At 36.6% G+C, this 17,172-nt stretch carries 17 protein-coding genes; 11 read left to right on the top strand and 6 right to left on the bottom strand.

Going from position 1 to position 17,172, the window contains the following annotated elements:
* Nucleotides 1–246 precede the first annotated feature (246 nt).
* Nucleotides 247–399, bottom strand: coding sequence for a hypothetical protein (locus DK861_RS18320; RefSeq protein WP_204101272.1), 153 nt, complete (start codon nt 397–399; stop codon nt 247–249).
* A 467-nt stretch (nt 400–866) separates the two neighbouring features.
* On the opposite strand from DK861_RS18320, the gene DK861_RS14625 reads away from it, so the two are divergent.
* From DK861_RS14625 to DK861_RS14610, 4 genes are all read left to right on the top strand, one after another.
* Nucleotides 867–1,286: a hypothetical protein gene (locus tag DK861_RS14625; protein ID WP_109400587.1), complete on the top strand. Its 420-nt coding sequence runs from the start codon at nt 867–869 to the stop codon at nt 1,284–1,286.
* A 460-nt stretch (nt 1,287–1,746) separates the two neighbouring features.
* Nucleotides 1,747–2,976, top strand: coding sequence for a sugar transporter (locus DK861_RS14620; RefSeq protein ID WP_109400586.1), 1,230 nt, complete (start codon nt 1,747–1,749; stop codon nt 2,974–2,976).
* A 142-nt stretch (nt 2,977–3,118) separates the two neighbouring features.
* The gene (locus DK861_RS14615; protein ID WP_006532970.1) at nt 3,119–3,451 is read left to right on the top strand and encodes an SMR family transporter; all 333 of its coding nucleotides are present in this window, start codon (nt 3,119–3,121) and stop codon (nt 3,449–3,451) included.
* 33 nt (nt 3,452–3,484) lie between these two features.
* A complete protein-coding gene (locus DK861_RS14610) occupies nt 3,485–3,793 on the top strand; it encodes a DUF333 domain-containing protein (protein WP_109400585.1) in 309 nt (102 codons plus the stop codon).
* An 84-nt stretch (nt 3,794–3,877) separates the two neighbouring features.
* Here the strand turns inward: DK861_RS14610 and dsbB are convergent, their stop codons facing one another.
* Both dsbB and nhaB read right to left on the bottom strand, forming a co-directional pair.
* Nucleotides 3,878–4,402 (bottom strand): disulfide bond formation protein DsbB, encoded by a 525-nt coding sequence (gene dsbB, locus DK861_RS14605; RefSeq protein WP_072064118.1) that lies wholly within the window; start codon nt 4,400–4,402, stop codon nt 3,878–3,880.
* A gap of 178 nt (nt 4,403–4,580) precedes the next feature.
* Nucleotides 4,581–6,125, bottom strand: a complete 1,545-nt coding sequence (nhaB, locus tag DK861_RS14600; protein ID WP_109400584.1) for a sodium/proton antiporter NhaB — start codon at nt 6,123–6,125, stop codon at nt 4,581–4,583.
* 233 nt (nt 6,126–6,358) lie between these two features.
* On the opposite strand from nhaB, the gene fadR reads away from it, so the two are divergent.
* From fadR to DK861_RS14575, 5 genes are all read left to right on the top strand, one after another.
* Entirely contained in the window at nt 6,359–7,078 is a 720-nt protein-coding gene (gene fadR, locus DK861_RS14595; protein ID WP_072064116.1) for a fatty acid metabolism transcriptional regulator FadR, read from the top strand.
* Between the two features lie 475 nt (nt 7,079–7,553).
* Complete coding sequence (locus DK861_RS14590) at nt 7,554–8,858, top strand: D-amino acid dehydrogenase (RefSeq protein WP_072064115.1); 1,305 nt, start codon at nt 7,554–7,556, stop codon at nt 8,856–8,858.
* A gap of 13 nt (nt 8,859–8,871) precedes the next feature.
* Nucleotides 8,872–9,984: an alanine racemase gene (gene alr / locus DK861_RS14585; protein ID WP_109400583.1), complete on the top strand. Its 1,113-nt coding sequence runs from the start codon at nt 8,872–8,874 to the stop codon at nt 9,982–9,984.
* A gap of 49 nt (nt 9,985–10,033) precedes the next feature.
* The gene (gene hypF, locus DK861_RS14580) at nt 10,034–12,337 is read left to right on the top strand and encodes a carbamoyltransferase HypF (RefSeq protein WP_109400582.1); all 2,304 of its coding nucleotides are present in this window, start codon (nt 10,034–10,036) and stop codon (nt 12,335–12,337) included.
* A 94-nt stretch (nt 12,338–12,431) separates the two neighbouring features.
* Nucleotides 12,432–13,184 carry a MipA/OmpV family protein gene (locus DK861_RS14575; RefSeq protein WP_109400581.1) on the top strand — a complete coding sequence of 251 codons (753 nt, stop codon included), beginning with the start codon at nt 12,432–12,434 and terminating at the stop codon, nt 13,182–13,184.
* 86 nt (nt 13,185–13,270) lie between these two features.
* Here DK861_RS14575 and DK861_RS14570 read toward each other — a convergent pair whose 3' ends face one another.
* Together DK861_RS14570 and gapA are read right to left on the bottom strand one after the other, a co-directional pair.
* Nucleotides 13,271–14,155: a D-hexose-6-phosphate mutarotase gene (locus DK861_RS14570; RefSeq protein WP_109400580.1), complete on the bottom strand. Its 885-nt coding sequence runs from the start codon at nt 14,153–14,155 to the stop codon at nt 13,271–13,273.
* A gap of 113 nt (nt 14,156–14,268) precedes the next feature.
* Nucleotides 14,269–15,264, bottom strand: a complete 996-nt coding sequence (gene gapA, locus DK861_RS14565; RefSeq protein WP_109400579.1) for a glyceraldehyde-3-phosphate dehydrogenase — start codon at nt 15,262–15,264, stop codon at nt 14,269–14,271.
* A 343-nt stretch (nt 15,265–15,607) separates the two neighbouring features.
* On the opposite strand from gapA, the gene msrB reads away from it, so the two are divergent.
* Nucleotides 15,608–16,045 (top strand): peptide-methionine (R)-S-oxide reductase MsrB, encoded by a 438-nt coding sequence (gene msrB / locus DK861_RS14555; RefSeq protein ID WP_109400578.1) that lies wholly within the window; start codon nt 15,608–15,610, stop codon nt 16,043–16,045.
* An 80-nt stretch (nt 16,046–16,125) separates the two neighbouring features.
* A complete protein-coding gene (locus DK861_RS14550; RefSeq protein ID WP_072064107.1) occupies nt 16,126–16,407 on the top strand; it encodes a DUF1315 family protein in 282 nt (93 codons plus the stop codon).
* A gap of 120 nt (nt 16,408–16,527) precedes the next feature.
* Here the strand turns inward: DK861_RS14550 and pncA are convergent, their stop codons facing one another.
* Complete coding sequence (gene pncA, locus DK861_RS14545; RefSeq protein ID WP_109400577.1) at nt 16,528–17,172, bottom strand: bifunctional nicotinamidase/pyrazinamidase; 645 nt, start codon at nt 17,170–17,172, stop codon at nt 16,528–16,530.

The raw sequence follows: 17,172 nt of genomic DNA, 5'->3' as shown, positions 1-17,172 counted from the left end.
AAATAACACTGTAAGTAATAACTTAAGTGTTAATCATAATGTATGTTTATGATTATAAGCTATTCGATATGTTTAGGCATTACTATCAAAAAATTAATTATTTTTTTTGATTGGAAATGAGTAATTATTATGCTGACTTGTAGAAAGTAAGGTGATTATCTATAAATAATCACCTTACTTATGATACATTTTGATATGTAACTTGTTTTTAACAACTTACACAATAGTGATTTTTTAAAATCATCGTTAAAAACAAGCGTCTAAAATATTCAGGGCATTTTTTGTTGTTAATTTCCTATAGCCTTTATCAATAATTGTTATGAGTTGAGCAATACTTGGTAGCATCTCTCTTGTTGCTCCTAAGGCTTCTAATGATGTGATACGGCTATACTTCAACATAACCGTTTCGCCATAATGCGGTAATTCATCATTTAATTTAGCAAGAGAATTCTTTCCAAAATAAATAGTTGTCGGATTGTAGTAACAAAAATCGAATTACTGGTTTTGAGTTAATAATATTATTTTCTTAATCTCTTCAGATAGGCTCCATACGGTATAAAGTAATTAATATTGCAGTAGTTAAAATATTATAATGTATGAAATAAATTGTTGATAATTAATTGATTTTTTAATAAGGATTTTAGAAAGTAAACATGAAAAATAAGATAGGTAGTATTTAATAAATCACAGTTTTATCGGTTTATTATTTGTTGATTTCTCAGAAGTGAAAATAAATAGAACTGTATACCTCCGTAATAAAATGTAAAAAATAAAAAGAATCGTAATTCAGATTGAACCTGGTTTATTTTAACTATATATCTTAAAAAGAAATATTAAAAAGATATGGGTTATATGTGGGGTTTTATATGAAACAGATACTTATTATTACAGGAGGAGTGTTATCGCTGACTATTATGCTAGCTATTCTTGTCGCTATTTTAATAGAGTCTGTGATTAAAGAAAATACAGATGAGTTTTGGAGTGAAAGTCGTGAAGTGATTGAAAATTCGTCATCAACATTACGTGAAACTTTTTCTACCGTAGAAGCAAAACGCGATACGCTGATGGCTCTTTATCAATCTAAAAATAATAATGGAAGTTGCCAGCAGTTAGCCGAAAAACTAAACGATGTTGAAAAAGCGCTTTCTAATGGAAATTTAGTGCTGCCACGACCAGCAAAAGAACAAATTTCGACTATCAAAAATGCTTTTAATGGTTCAACATCACCTACGAAAAACATTGCTTGCGAACAAGCACTTCAAGTTATTAATGAATTAAGTCAGTAATCTCAATATCCTTTCTATTTTTATTTATCTTTTATTCAATAATAAGATTATTTTCGGTTATTAAATTAATATATCTTAACTTAATTCAATGAATACACGATATATTTTTTTTTAAAAGAGTAAATTTCTACTTTTCAATATAAAGTAATAACCGATCATTTATATCTACAGTTTTACTATTAGTAGATTATGTTAACGTTAAAAAGAAGTTGCTAAAGGGATTTAAAGTTGCGATGTGAATATGCTAAAATTAATAGCTGATTCGCTTTAGCAATGAAGTTTAGTGATAATTTTGTTTGTTTTTTATTTCTAATAAAATGTATTTTTATCTTTATGCTATTTTTTTATTTTCAATGTAATCAATCCATTTTAGCTCAAGTAAGAAAAGAAAATCAGACAAAACTTCTACAAAAAAACATGGTATATATATCAATATAATTTAAGAAAGTATCTATTAACTATGAATATCGCAACATCAAACGTAAATGAAGTTAGTCGTCAAACAGCGTGGATCAGAGTAATAATATTATCATTCGCGGCTTTCGTTTTTAATACAACAGAATTTGTTCCTGTTGCTCTGTTAAGTGATATTTCTGAAAGCTTCGGTATGCTCCCTGCCCAAACAGGTTTAATGATCACGATATATGCTTGGGTTGTTGCTTTAATGTCTCTGCCTTTAATGATAATGACAAGTAAAGTTGAGCGACGTAAGTTACTTATTATTTTATTTATACTTTTTATTTTAAGTCATATTTTATCTAGCGTAGCGTGGGATTTTAAATCACTGATAGTAGGGCGTATTGGTGTCGCTTTTTCTCATGCTGTATTTTGGTCTATTACCGCGTCACTGGCCATTAGAGTGGCGCCTGCTGGTAAACGTGCTCAGGCATTAGGCTTATTAGCAACAGGAACAGCACTTGCAACAGTATTGGGTTTACCCATTGGTCGAGTTGTTGGGCAGTGGTTAGGATGGCGTGCAACATTTATGGGTATTGGGATATTAGCCTTAATTACCATGTTTGCATTAATGCGCTATTTACCTTTATTACCAAGTGAGCATTCAGGGTCACTAAAAAGTGTGCCGATGTTATTAAAGCGTGGCCCGCTTATGGGGATCTTTCTATTAACGGTTATTGTCGTAACAGCGCATTTTACAGCGTATAGTTATATCGAGCCTTTTGTCGTTGATATCGTAAATTTGGATCAGAATTTTGCTACGTTAGTTTTATTGATTTTTGGTGGAGCAGGTATCATTGGTAGTGTGCTATTTAGCCGTTATAGTGCCAAAATGCCAACATCATTCTTACTTTCAGCCTTAATATTGCTTACTTTTTGTTTAGGCTTATTAATGATCAGTAGCCAGAATCTAACAGCATTTATTGTACTGATTATATTTTGGGGAATTGGATTTATGTGTATTGGGCTAGGAATGCAAGTTAAAGTGATTGATTTAGCCCCTGATGCAACAGATATCGCTATGTCTATTTATTCTGGTATTTTTAATATTGGTATTGGTGCTGGGGCATTGATTGGTAATCAGGTTATTTTACATGCCGGTATGACAAATATTGGCTATGCAGGAACAGTATTAAGTATTATTGCAGTGGTTTGGTGTGGTTTTATCTTTAATCGCTATCGTGTTTCTATGGGCGGGGAACCCCGTCAAAAAAACCAACTCCATCAACACTAAATAAGTATTCCCAAACTTCCATAATATAAAGGCACTTATTCAATAGAAAGAGTGCCTTTTTTATTTGTTGTAGATGAATATCCTTAATCTTGCTTGTGATAGAATTCACAAAATTGACTTTGTATAGGATTAAGACGAAAAAATGAATGGATTAACTTACCTAATGTTGGCAATTATATCTGAAGTCATTGCGACAACAATGCTGAAAGCTTCTGATGGTTTTAGCCGATTATATCCGTCTATTGTAGTCGTCATTGGTTACTGTTTTTCTTTTTGGGCACTTTCTCAAGTGGTAAAAGTTATGCCATTAGGCATTGCTTATGCAATATGGAGTGGATTAGGAATAGTTTTAGTTTCTGTTGCAGCGGTGTTTCTCTATCAACAAAAGCTCGATTTACCTGCCATTGTTGGTATGACTTTAATTATTGCTGGTGTTTTAGTTATAAATCTACTTTCAAAAAGTGCTTCACATTAATAGGAATAACTGGAAGAAATTAGGGTCTCTTTAATGCAAAAGAACTTTAAAATAGCTTGTTATCTATCTATGCTAACTAGCTTTGCTTTTATTGCAGGATGCAGTAATTCAGAACAGACACAACATCCATCTACACAAATAGTAAGTAAGAGTCGGACAATACCGATAACTAGTCCTGATATTCCCTTAGAAGAGTCAGCCAAGGCTACCTGTGTCTTTTCAGGTGGTGTGCCGTCTTTAAACTATGAATTGCATGGCGGTCAGACACCCGTGTGTCAGTTCGCTAATGGTAAGCGTTGTAGTGAACAAGCTTTAATAGAAGGGGCTTGTATTCCAGGTTAAAGTTTGTCTTTGGTTGAATATTTAATCGCTGTTTTTCTATTATAAAAATAGCCCTTAGTTTATCGCTAAAGGCTATTTTCTTTTTTATTCTTTTGTTTTAAAAGAACTTGTTATTTGGCTCACTAATACTAATAAACCTACAACAAAATAAGCAGAGAAAATAATAAGCATCCATTGTGGCATTTCTAAAGTTAAGAATTGCCATTGGCTGACAGAACAATCACCGGTTGCTTGGAATACAGCAGGGAACCAATCTTGCAAGGCAAACCAAGAAGGTAATGTGACAAAAAAGTCACAGGTTGCAAAAGGTGAGGGATTCAGAATAAGTTGTGTATGCTCCCAAGAGAGTTCAATTCCTCGGTATGCGGAATAAATCCATAAAAAACTACCGGCCATACGCATAAGTGTCATTTTAGGTGCGGATGCCCCAATCAATGCCGCAACTAAGATCCCTAATACCGCGATGCGTTGATAGACGCACATTACACAAGGCATTAATTCCATTCCGTACTGAAAATACAATGCAGCACCTTCAAGACCTATTGCAGTTAATGCAAGCAACAGCCATGAAAAACGGCTTTGGGACCAGTGACGAAGAGATGTCAGCATAATAATATCCATTTAAATATTAAATAAAATAAGTGTCTATTTTGCCCAAAAATCAAGCGCAAAAAAAGTTAAAATCCGTTATTTCACAAATATTTACATTGAAGCTTGTTTTTATGAAGAAAATAGGACTTTTATCGAATAAAAGTCCTATTTATGTGGTGTAACTGTGGAGCAATTGTTATGGAATAGCAACTAAACCAATGTCATAGAACCAATGTGTTGCAGGAACAAGCCAGAATTCAACCGCCAGTAAACCAAATAATGTCATCACAATAGTATATGGCAGTGCCATTATCACCATACGGCCATATGATAAGCGGATGAGTGGTGATAGTGCTGATGTTAATAAGAACAGGAATGCGGCTTGACCATTTGGAGTCGCAACAGAAGGTAAGTTTGTACCTGTATTAATAGCAACACCAATATGCTCATATTGTGATTGGCTAATTAACCCATCTTGCAACGCTGTTAAAGCTTCACTGATATAAACAGTACCCACAAACACGTTATCTGAAATAGCAGATAATAGGCCATTGAAGAGGTAAAAAAGAGACAGTTGTGAGGATTCTGAAGCTTGAAGAACAAACTGAATAATAGGGCCAAATAATTGTTGATCAATAATAACAGCAACAATAGAGAAGAAAACGGTCAATAATGCAGTGAAAGGCAAGGCCTCTTCAAATGCTTTACCAAGCGCATGTTCTTCTGTGATCCCACAAAATGCAGTGGCGAGAATAATAACAGATAAACCGATAATACCGACTTCTGCTAAATGGAGCGCTAAAGCAACAACCAACCAAATACCAATTAATGCTTGGATTATTAGTTGTGCTTTTTCTTGAGAAGTGCGTTTTTCACTGTTTTTCTTGTCGTATTCAGTTAGAACTTTACGAACCAAATCAGGTAATTCAGCGCCATAACCAAAGAGCTTAAAGCGTTCTACAAAGTAGCACACCGCAAGACCAGCAAAGAAGACTGGAATAGTCACAGGTGACATTCTGATAAAGAAAGTCACGAAATCCCATTCTAAATGTTTTGCAATAATCAGGTTTTGTGGTTCACCTACCATGGTCATTACGCCACCTAATGCAGTACCTACACCAGCATGCATCATTAAGCTACGTAAAAAGGCACGGAATTGTTCTAAAGTTTGTTTTTTTTCTGCGGTATCAATAAACCCATCATTACTTAATTCTGTACCTGATTGATTAGACGCAAAATTATGATAAATAGAGTAGAAACCGAGAGAGACACTGATTACAACCGCGATAACGGTTAAAGCATCTAAAAAGGCAGATAAAAATGCACTTGCAAAGCAAAAAGCAATAGATAACAGTCGTTTAGAACGAATAGATAACAGTAGTTTAGTAAAAGCAAACAGTAATAGTTGCTTCATAAAATAGATACCTGCAACCATAAAAACAAGAAGCAAAATCACTTCAAGGTTGTTGGCAATTTCATGACCAATCTGTTTTGGGCTAGTCATACCAATGATGACGGCCTCAATAGCAAGTAATCCTCCGGGTTGTAATGGATAACACTTTAGTGCCATGGACAGTGTAAAAATAAATTCTACAACTAATAGCCAGCCGGCAACAAAAGGGTCAACAAAGAAAAAAATCAGTGGGTTGATAATTAAAAAAGTAAGAATAGCAAGCTTATACCAATCTGGGGAGTTCCCCATAAAGTTCTTTAGTAGTGCTTGTCTTATACTCATATCCATTAGGTTTCTCATCCTCCAAAAAGAGATTTTTAGCGCAATATTATGCAATCTAACCATAGTACGCGCTAATCGCTGTGAAATTAAGCTCATTAGTCATAATTAATTAGTAAAACGACATCAAGTTTTATGATGCCATTCACTATTTAATGATGGTTGAGCTATATCAAAATTACGCATTCTGATATTATATTTTCCATTATTAGCAGAAAAGTCGCTTCGGAAGAAATAAAAATATGGTTATTAAGGCTCAAAGCCCCGCAGGTTTTGCGGAAGAGTATATTGTTGAAAGCATTTGGAATAATCGTTTTCCTCCTGGATCTATTCTTCCAGCGGAACGTGAGCTGTCTGAACTAATTGGCGTTACAAGAACTACATTAAGAGAAGTGTTACAACGCCTTGCTCGTGATGGTTGGTTAACTATTCAGCACGGAAAGCCAACGAAGGTAAACAATTTCTGGGAAACATCAGGCCTTAATATCCTTGAAACAGTCGCGCGCCTTGATCATGATCGAGTACCACAATTAATAGATAACTTATTGGCTGTCAGAACCAATATCTCTGCTATTTTTATACGTACAGCATTTAGAAATAGCCCTGAAAAATGTATTGAAGTTTTAAATCATGAACTTACTACTGAAAATAGTGCTGATGAGTTTAGTGAACTGGATTACAACATTTTTCGTGGATTGGCGTTTGCATCAGGTAACCCAATTTATGGTCTTATCTTAAACGGCTTAAAAGGGCTTTATACACGTGTAGGCCGTTATTATTTCTCAAATATTCAAGCCAAAGAACTCGCGTTAGCATTTTATAAAAAACTGGCTGTATTATGTGAGCAAAAAGATGTCGAGCATGTCATGGAATGTGTCCGCCAATATGGTAAAGACAGTGGTATTATCTGGCAAAGTTTACAGTCACCATTACCGAGTGACCTAGAAGAAGTAAAACGCTAATTAAGTTTGTTGTGTTATCACAATAAAAAACCAGTATTTACATAATTTGGGATACTGGTTTTTTTATGCATTTAAAAAAGTCCAACAGGTCATTTTTTTAGGCAATGCTTTAAATAGGTTATTTTTAGTAAAAAGAATAACCAAATCGAGTCAATTTAAGAATTAAAATCTGAAATATTGTTCAATATTAGATTTTAATAAAACTCTTATTTCCTTTCTCTACACATAAAACTTTCTTCAATTCAAAATAATTTATTAAGCAATATTTTTATAAATTATAGTGAAAATTATATCTTATTGATTTTACGTGTTAATTCAATATTTTTTTTTGAAAATTACTTATCGAATAACAATCAAGTGTGACTTAACTCTAAAATCTGTCTTTTTATTGGTCTAGATGATTATTCTATATTGGCTTTTTGTGTATGGAATATTATTCTTATGTTATATCAATGTAAATTATTGGAGTCTTGCCATGAAAGTGATCATCTTAGGTGGCGGCGTTATTGGTGTAACGAGTGCGTGGTATCTTGTGCAACAAGGCCATGAAGTCATTGTTGTTGATAGACAAAATAGTGCAGCAGAAGAGACTAGTGCAGGTAATGCAGGTCAAATATCTCCAGGATATGCAACGCCTTGGGGAGCACCAGGTATCCCATTAAAAGCAGTAAAATGGATGTTCCAAAAACACGCACCATTAGCGATTAAACCTGATGGCTCACTTTTCCAATTACGTTGGATGTGGCAAATGTTACGTAATTGTGATGCGTCACATTACACCATGAATAAAAGTCGTATGGTGCGTATTGCCGAATACAGTCGTGATTGCATTCGGCAATTACGCCAAGATACAGGTATTGAATACGAAGGTCGTCAAGGTGGTACTCTGCAACTGTTCCGAGATCAAAAGCAATTTGATAATGCAGCAAATGATATTGCTGTATTAAAGCAAGAGGGCGTTGCTTATGAATTGTTAACAGCCGATCAACTAAAATTAGCAGAACCCGCACTCGAGCATGTTAGTCACAAATTGACAGGTGGTTTACGTTTACCCAATGATGAAACGGGTGATTGCCAAATTTTTACGAAAAAACTCGCTAAAATGGCAGAAAATGCTGGTGTTACATTCTTGTTTAACAAAGAAATCAAACATTTGTTATTTGATGGTGATAAAGTAGCGGGCGTTCAATGTCATGATGGATTATTAACTGCTGATCATTATGTTGTGGCTATGGGCTCTTATTCAACAGAGTTTTTGAAAAACAAAGTCGCTATTCCAGTTTATCCCCTTAAAGGTTATTCGCTTACGATGCCGATTATTGACGCTTCACGAGCGCCAACATCTACTATTTTAGATGAAACTTACAAAATTGCGGTAACACGTTTTGATGAGCGAATTCGTGTCGGTGGAATGGCCGAGGTCGTTGGTTTTAATCTGAATATTTTAAAATCACGCTGTGAAACATTAAAAATGGTTGTACAAGATCTTTATCAAGGTGGTGGTGATATTGAGAAAGCCACATTCTGGACAGGTTTAAGGCCTATGACACCTGATGGTACACCTATTGTAGGACCTACGGCTTATCGCAATTTATCATTAAATACAGGGCATGGCACATTAGGTTGGACAATGGCATGTGGCTCCGGACAATTATTGGCTGATTTAATTTCAGGAAATAAACCTGCTATTGCTGCTGATGATTTATCTGTGTTTCGGTATATCGATGGCTTTAATACTAAATTGCTCTTACCAGGGCAAAAACTTGATGCGGCTTATTAATTGAGGAGAAACCATGTCCAGACCCACAAAAGTAACCATTAACCTCGATGCATTAAGTCATAATCTGTCTGTTATTAAAGAGAGAACTAAAGGCAGCAAAGTGTGGTCTGTTGTGAAAGCAGATGCTTATGGGCATGGCTTATCCTATGTTTGGCCTGCATTAAGTCATACTGATGGTTTTGCATTAATTGAGTTAGACAAAGCTATCATGTTAAGAGAGCAAGGATGGGTAGGACCTATCCTTTTGCTGGAAGGTTTTTTTAGGCCAGAAGATGTTTATTTATTAGAACGTTATTCTCTGACAACAACAGTACATTCTGATTGGCAATTTGATGCTATAGAAAATGCACAATTAGAAAAACCGATTAACATCTATCTTAAACTAAATAGTGGAATGAATCGGTTGGGTTACCGACCAGACACCTATAAACAAGCAATTGATCGTGCAAAAAGTATTAAAAATATTGGCTCTATCATCCAAATGTCGCATTTTGCTAATGCAGATACTGGCTTGAACATGGATGCACAAAAGACCACCATTAATCAGGCAATGGTAAATGAATTACCTCGATGTTTGGCAAATTCAGCTGCAACGTTATTTTATCCTGAAACTTATCAAGATTGGGTGCGCCCGGGCATTATTTTATATGGTGTTTCGCCTTCCGGTGTTTGGCAAGATATTGCTGATTTCGATTTACAACCCGTAATGACATTTAACAGTGAAATATTAGCTATTCAACAAGTTAAAAAAGGTGAGCAGATAGGTTATGGTAGCCGATATACCGCTGAGCGTGATATGCGGATTGGTGTTGTTGCCTGTGGTTATGCTGATGGTTATCCAAGACATGCACCAGATGGCACACCGGTTATTGTTAATGGACATAAAACACAATTGGTAGGGCGTATTTCTATGGATATGCTAACCATTGATGTTACGGATTTTCCTGATGTCAATTGCGGTAGCCCTGTTGAATTATGGGGGGAAGAACTTCCTATTGATGATGTTGCAACAGCATGTGGCACTATTGGTTATGAATTACTGTGTGCAATAGCACCAAGAGTAACTGTCGAAGTGATGATAAATTTACCTAATTCCACTTTTTCTGATCTAAATGAAAGTTGTTGATAATCACTAAACTAGAATAAGCTTAAATTTATTTTGATTTGGTGATCCTATGAGTAACGGCATTACATTGCGTGTGAAAGGAAAGGTTCAAGGCGTTGGGTTCCGCCCATTTGTTTGGCAATTAGCCTATCGTTTTGGTTTATTAGGGCAAGTAAGCAATGATAGTTTGGGTGTATTAGTACATTTAACGCTTTCACCTAAAAATTCACTCTTTATAGAAGCATTAAAAGCAGAGTGCCCACCATTAGCACACATTGAACGAATAGAAGAATCACCCTATCAATGGGAGCAGCTACCTACTGAGTTTATTATTGTAAAAAGCGGTGGTGGCGAAATGGATACACAAGTTGTTCCAGATGCAACGACTTGCCAAGCTTGTATTGATGAATTGTTTGATCCACAAAATCGTCGTTATCATTATCCATTTATTAACTGCACACATTGCGGTCCTCGTTTTACTATCATAAAAAAAATGCCTTATGACAGGCCTTTTACTTCAATGGCTGAATTCCCATTCTGTCCTGAATGTAAACACGAATATGAAGATCCTGCCGATAGACGGTTTCATGCCCAGCCTAATGCATGTCCTGTATGCGGCCCCCATATCTGGCTTGCAGATAATCAGGGTAAAGAATTAGCGACAAAAGAGCATGCATTAACTCAAGCCTGTGAAGCGTTACTTGCTGGAAAGATTATTGCAGTTAAAGGTATTGGTGGTTTTCATTTAGTGTGTGATGCACGTAATAATGAGAGTGTTGCATTATTGCGTGAACGCAAATACCGACCTGCGAAGCCATTAGCTGTGATGATCACAGGTATTGATCAAATCAAAGCAAATAAGCAAGATCCAGATTTTCTTCCAACAGCTATTCAAACATTACAAAGCACTGCTGCCCCAATTGTATTAGTCCCTAAAACTGTTGTCCCTAAACTTGCAGATCTTATTGCGCCAGGATTAACTGAAATAGGGGTAATGTTGCCAGCCAATCCTTTACAACATTTATTAGCGCGTGGTACGAATATTCCTCTTGTGATGACATCAGGAAATGCTTCTGGTCATACACCGGCATTAAGTAACGAAGAGGCCTTAACGCAATTGAAAGACATTGCGGACTTATTCTTAATGCATAACAGAGAAATCATACAAAGGGCTGATGATTCATTAGTTCGCATTGAGGGTAAACAGAGCGTTATGATCAGACGCTCTCGTGGTTATGTTCCTGATGCTATTTCATTACCTGACGATTTTGAACCACAACCCTCAGTGCTTGCCATGGGGGGCGATCTCAAAAATGTATTTTGTTTATTACGCCAACATCAAGCGATTATGGGGCCTCATTTAGGAGATCTTGATGATTTAAGCGTGAGACAACAGTTGGTAAAATCGTTGACTCTTTTCCAACAGATTTATCGGTTTACACCTAAAGCTATTGCAATAGATGCACATCCTAACTATATCAGCCATCAGTTGGGTAAGCAGTTTGCTCAAGAGCAAAATATTCCTGTTATTGAAGTCTCTCATCATCATGCACATATTGTTTCTTGCCTTGCTGAACATGGTCATACCCAGCGACAAGGTGCGGTCATTGGTATTGCTCTTGATGGATTAGGTTTTGGGCAAGATGGTACGTTATGGGGTGGAGAGTGTCTGCTGGTGGACTATAAAAGCTCAGAGCGGATCGGTGGACTTCCTGCTGTTGCGATGCCCGGAGGTAATCTTGCCTCTCTTCAACCTTGGCGAAACTGGTTCGCACATTTAGCTACTTTTTCTGAAGATTGGCAAGGTAGTCTGATTGCCCAAATGATGCCTAACCATGATTTACATATATTAAATAAGGCATTAGAACGTGGCTTAAACTCACCTAAAGCTTCTTCTTGTGGCCGTTTTTTTGATGCAGTTTCGGCATCATTAGGATTAGCTCCTAAAGAAATAAGCTGGGAAGGTGAAGCAGCCTGTTATCTACAAACTGCTGCATTAGCATGTCATAAAGAAAAACAGTCAGAAATAATTGAGCGATATGGGCATTTGATGCCTGTAAAAAATAGTGTGCTTGATTTGGGCGTTTTTTGGTCGCAATGGGAAAGTATAAAGCTTAATGTTAGTGAAAAGGCATGGCTATTTCATTATTTATTAGCTGAAAGTTTAGGCAATATCGCATTGCAATATGCCGATGAACATCAGATTGATACTGTTGTACTTACGGGTGGTGTGTTAAATAACACATTACTCAAACATATGTTTAAGAAAAAATTAAACAATAAAAAAGTACTAACCCCTATGATGTTACCCGTTGGAGACGGTGGTATTGCATTAGGGCAAGCACTGATTGCTACACATCTAGTGCAAAACTAAAATAATTATAGGTAAAATAATATCGGTTTTAGTTAATTGTGACTGAAATTGGTTTTTGGTTGCTACTTTATTAATGACAATATGGAAAATCATCGTGAGTAATAAGAAGATTATCATTTCTTTAGCCGTTATTGCAGGACTTAGCGCACCAGCAGCATTTGCTGGAGAATGGTCAATTGGTGGCTCGGTCTTAGCGCAAGTCACGCCTTATAAAGGGGCTAAATCAAAAGATTATTTATTACCCGTGCCACAAGTTAACTACCAATCAGAAAATTTCTATTTTGCGACATTAGCCGCAGGGTATTACTTGTGGAACACCCCTAAAGATCAACTTTCTGTTGATTTACACTATTATCCTCAAGCTTATAAACCAAGCGATAGTGACGACGAACAAATGAAAAAATTGAATCGTCGTCGTGACACAATGATGGGTGGCTTTACTTATAAACATCATGAATCATGGGGTAGCTTAAGAGCAATTGTATCGGGTGATATGCTAGGTAAAAGTAACGGTATTATTGCTGACGCTGCTTATTTATATCCTTTCAAATTTGGTAACTGGTCTTTACAACCAGGTGCAGGTGTTGTCTGGGAAAACAAAAAGCAAAACCGTTATGCTTATGGAATTAGCCACGCAGAATCACAACGCAGTGGTTTAGCAGAATATACGCCAAATGATAGTTGGAGACCTTATTTTGAAATCTCTGCTAACTATAAATTTGCAGAAAAATGGAATTTCTTTGCGATGGGACGTATTGACCATTTACCAAGTGAAGTGAAAGATAGTCCTATGGTGAATAAATCTGTGACTGCAATTATGTGGACTGGTGTGACTTACACATTCTAACTCACTAAAATTTAGTAAGATTTGCAATGATAAAAAAGCTTCGATTAAACTCGAAGCTTTTTATTGTGTAAGATACCAGTAATAATTTATTTTTCGGTTATATCTTTACGAACACGAACTACCAGAGATAAACGACCAGGATGAACGTTATCTGGTTTTAATGGTTGGTGAATACGAGCAGTTTCTACACAAGCCATTTTACGATAGCCACCTGCACTCATATCTTTCATTGAACTTGCAAGCTCTGCGCCGGGGTTCCAACAAACCACATCACTATGATGATAATGATGAACTTCAATTGTGCGATCCCAACCATCATCATGTATAAGGTTAAAATCCTCAGGCTCGGTATAAAGCCTGTCAGTGCGCCCATTAAAGCGCAATGAGGTTTCATCAGTGTAAACCTCTTTATCTGCCACTGTGTCAATGTAGTGGCTTCCTAGGCCGGTTACAGATACATTATCAATGTCACTCACATTAAAATAAGAGTGAAGGGCAGCTGTCGCTTCATAATCACCATAAGATTCTAATTCAACCTCACAGGTTGCTCCTAATTTAAAACGAGCAATAACAGTAAAGGGATGAGGCCAATATTTTTGTGTCTGCTGGCTCTCTTTTAATGTCATAGTGATGAGAACACCATCATCTTGTTCTGTATGGGCACTAAACTCCCAAGGAATAATTCGCGCAAATCCATGACTTGGTGTACCTGCTGAAGCAAACCAAGGCCAGCAAATAGGAATACCGCCACGAATGGCAACGCCAGGAGTGAAGAGAGAAGCTTCGCTTACCCAAAACACAGGATGTTCTTGTGCGGGTTGCCAAGCAATTAAATGCGCGCCTTGAAGACTGATAGCTGCGCGTACTTTAGGGTGTGAAATAACAAGGATAGAAAGCTCGCCTAATTGCCGACGACTTAAGTAAGGTGATATTTGTTCAATAATCGGCAAAGAAAAAATTTTCTCATTCATTATCTTATGACCTTATGTCACTGACTATTTCAATACAATAAACTGACTGGCTAGAAAATAAAAGAGCCACCGAAAGGTGGCTCTAAAAGAAATCGTGACTTTCTAAACTCTAATTATTTAGAGATGTGAGAAATCAGATCCAGAACTTTGTTTGAATAACCAACTTCGTTATCGTACCAAGCAACTAATTTAACAAAGTTATCGTTCAGAGCGATACCTGCTTTAGCATCAAATACTGAAGTCAGAACTTCACCATTGAAGTCAGTTGAAACAACTGCATCTTCAGTGTAACCCAGAACGCCTTTCAGTTCGCCTTCAGCTGCCGCTTTGATAGCGTCACAGATTTGAGCGTAAGTTGCTGGTTTTTCCAGACGTGCAGTCAGGTCAACAACAGAAACGTTAGGAGTAGGAACACGGAAAGACATACCAGTCAATTTGCCGTTCAGCTCAGGAATAACTTTACCTACAGCTTTAGCTGCACCAGTTGATGATGGGATGATGTTTTGAGAAGCACCACGACCACCACGCCAGTCTTTTGAAGATGGACCATCAACAGTACGTTGAGTTGCAGTTGTTGCGTGAACAGTAGTCATCAGACCTTCAACGATACCGAAGTTGTCGTTGATAACTTTAGCTAAAGGCGCTAAGCAGTTAGTAGTACAAGATGCGTTAGAAACGATGTCTTGGCCTGCGTATGATTTATGGTTTACGCCCATAACGAACATTGGAGTGCTGTCTTTTGATGGACCAGTCAGAACAACTTTTTTCGCACCAGCTTGGATGTGTTTACGAGCAGTTTCATCAGTTAAGAACAGACCAGTTGCTTCTGCAACAACGTCAGCACCGACTTCGTTCCATTTCAGATTTGCTGGATCTTTTTCTGAAGTTACGCGGATGGTTTTACCATTAACAACGAGGTGGCCATCTTTTACTTCAACAGTACCGTTGAAACGGCCATGAGTTGAATCGTATTTCAGCATGTATGCCATGTAGTCTGCGTCTAACAGATCGTTAATACCTACGATTTCGATATCTGAACGTTCTTGAGCAGCACGGAAAACGATGCGGCCGATACGACCAAAACCATTAATACCTACTTTGATAGTCATATGTATTCCACCAGCTTTAATTTAGTGAATTAAAAAGTTGATTCTAAAGTTACCAAAACCGCGCCAATCGTCAAGCGGAATCGTGTCAATAATTGCAAAAAATCAATTAAAAAAACACTTTTCGCTTAAAGATTGGTCGTTTTAGACAAATGTTACGCTGTGTATTATCGGGATCAATGCCGATAAATGAAGTTACCTTTGCTCTGTTATGTGAAACTCATCACATTTCAAAAACTAAAGATTACTCTTAGTGATTTTAGACTATATTTTTCAGATTTGTTGTTAAATCTTTGTTATTATTCACTGTTGTTTTAAAAAGCATTTTTCTGGGCAAGAGGTCTATATGGCAGATAATGAAAAGAAAGTGAATATTTCAAGTAATAACAATCACCTTGATTTATCAACACTCAACGAAATGCAACGTTATGTGACGCAACAACAAGGTACAGAGCCCCCATTTAGTGGTAAATTATTACACAATCGCGAAACAGGAATTTATCACTGTTTATGTTGTTCTGCTCCCTTGTTTTATTCAGATACCAAATTTGATGCAGGATGTGGTTGGCCTAGCTTTTATCAACCTGTTAGTGATAGTGCAATTCGCTATATTGATGATTTTTCTCATAATATAAAAAGAACGGAAATCCGTTGCCAACAATGTGATGCACATTTAGGTCATGTTTTTAATGATGGTCCTGCCCCAACTGGGGAGCGTTATTGTGTTAATTCAGCATCTCTTTCATTTACGAATAGTGAAACAGGCGAAAAACAAGCTGGTTAATTTAGCGAGTTAACAAAATAATAACAACTGAAAAAACGATTCAGCTATTTCAAGTGATTATTTAGCTTATGGAGCAATCAATGGAAGTTAATGAACTTATTTCGATGGTAACACCTGAAATATATCAGCGTATTTCAACCGCAGTTGAACTAGGTAAATGGCCTGATGGCGTTGCATTGACTGCTGAGCAAAAAGAGCATTGTATGCAGATTGTTTTATTATGGCAGGCGAAAAATAACCACACACCTGAGCATATGACAGTAGGCACTAATGGACAAATTACCATGAAGAGCAAACAAGAATTAAAAGCTCAGTTTCAATCTGAACGTTTAGCAACGTTAACGCCAATAGATGATGACTAAAACATGTGTTAAATGAATAGAATAGAGATAAAAAGGGGATATTTATTAATCAAGTTGGTTAATAGTATCTCCTTTTTCATTTTATGAGATAAAAAATAAAGAAACTACTGGACTACTGAACTACTGATTATTACGATTAAGCCAATGAGCTGAATCAATTAATGTTGCACCCTTTACTCGCATCTCTTCCAGTGCTTTTTCGCTATCGTCATTTTGAATATTTACACCGCGACAACCATCTGTAATGACTGAGACCTGATATCCTAATAACAGCGCATCTAGCACTGTAAATTTGACGCAGTAATCTGTAGCAATTCCTAAAATATAAAGATGTTTTATATTGAGCGTCTGTAAAAGGGTGTGTAAGCCGGTTTGATATTCATGGTCGTTATCAAAAAAAGCACTATAACTATCAATAAGGGGGTTTTGCCCTTTATAAATAATATGATTAATTAATGCTTGGTTTAATTCAGGATGAAATGCAGCACCATAAGAATGTTGTACGCAATGAACTGGCCACCAAACTTGTGGTAATCCATTAAGTGTACCGATTTCTCCCACAACAGTACCTGAATTTTCAGCAAAGCTAAGATGATTGGCTGGATGCCAATCTAAACTTGCAATAATCGGACTTTTAGTTTGCTTGAAACCATTAATAAGCTGATTGGCTGTTTGAATAACCCTCTCACTCTCGTTAACAGCTAAAGCTCCCCCTGTACAAAAATCGTTTTGTATATCAACCAGTAATAGCGCAGAGTTTTTCAC

It is taken from the genome of Proteus sp. TJ1640 (genome assembly GCF_003144445.1).
GTDB classification, from domain to species: Bacteria; Pseudomonadota; Gammaproteobacteria; order Enterobacterales; family Enterobacteriaceae; genus Proteus; species Proteus penneri.
This window is presented reverse-complemented; position numbering and strand designations above follow the sequence as displayed.

Coding starts and splice junctions, on each gene's coding strand:
- DK861_RS18320 (WP_204101272.1), bottom strand. CDS start 399: ATGTTGAAGTATAGCCGTATCACATCATTAGAAGCCTTAGGAGCAACA.
- DK861_RS14625 (WP_109400587.1), top strand. CDS start 867: ATGAAACAGATACTTATTATTACAGGAGGAGTGTTATCGCTGACTATT.
- DK861_RS14620 (WP_109400586.1), top strand. CDS start 1,747: ATGAATATCGCAACATCAAACGTAAATGAAGTTAGTCGTCAAACAGCG.
- DK861_RS14615 (WP_006532970.1), top strand. CDS start 3,119: ATGAATGGATTAACTTACCTAATGTTGGCAATTATATCTGAAGTCATT.
- DK861_RS14610 (WP_109400585.1), top strand. CDS start 3,485: ATGCAAAAGAACTTTAAAATAGCTTGTTATCTATCTATGCTAACTAGC.
- dsbB (WP_072064118.1), bottom strand. CDS start 4,402: ATGCTGACATCTCTTCGTCACTGGTCCCAAAGCCGTTTTTCATGGCTG.
- nhaB (WP_109400584.1), bottom strand. CDS start 6,125: ATGGATATGAGTATAAGACAAGCACTACTAAAGAACTTTATGGGGAAC.
- fadR (WP_072064116.1), top strand. CDS start 6,359: ATGGTTATTAAGGCTCAAAGCCCCGCAGGTTTTGCGGAAGAGTATATT.
- DK861_RS14590 (WP_072064115.1), top strand. CDS start 7,554: ATGAAAGTGATCATCTTAGGTGGCGGCGTTATTGGTGTAACGAGTGCG.
- alr (WP_109400583.1), top strand. CDS start 8,872: ATGTCCAGACCCACAAAAGTAACCATTAACCTCGATGCATTAAGTCAT.
- hypF (WP_109400582.1), top strand. CDS start 10,034: ATGAGTAACGGCATTACATTGCGTGTGAAAGGAAAGGTTCAAGGCGTT.
- DK861_RS14570 (WP_109400580.1), bottom strand. CDS start 14,155: ATGAATGAGAAAATTTTTTCTTTGCCGATTATTGAACAAATATCACCT.
- gapA (WP_109400579.1), bottom strand. CDS start 15,264: ATGACTATCAAAGTAGGTATTAATGGTTTTGGTCGTATCGGCCGCATC.
- msrB (WP_109400578.1), top strand. CDS start 15,608: ATGGCAGATAATGAAAAGAAAGTGAATATTTCAAGTAATAACAATCAC.
- DK861_RS14550 (WP_072064107.1), top strand. CDS start 16,126: ATGGAAGTTAATGAACTTATTTCGATGGTAACACCTGAAATATATCAG.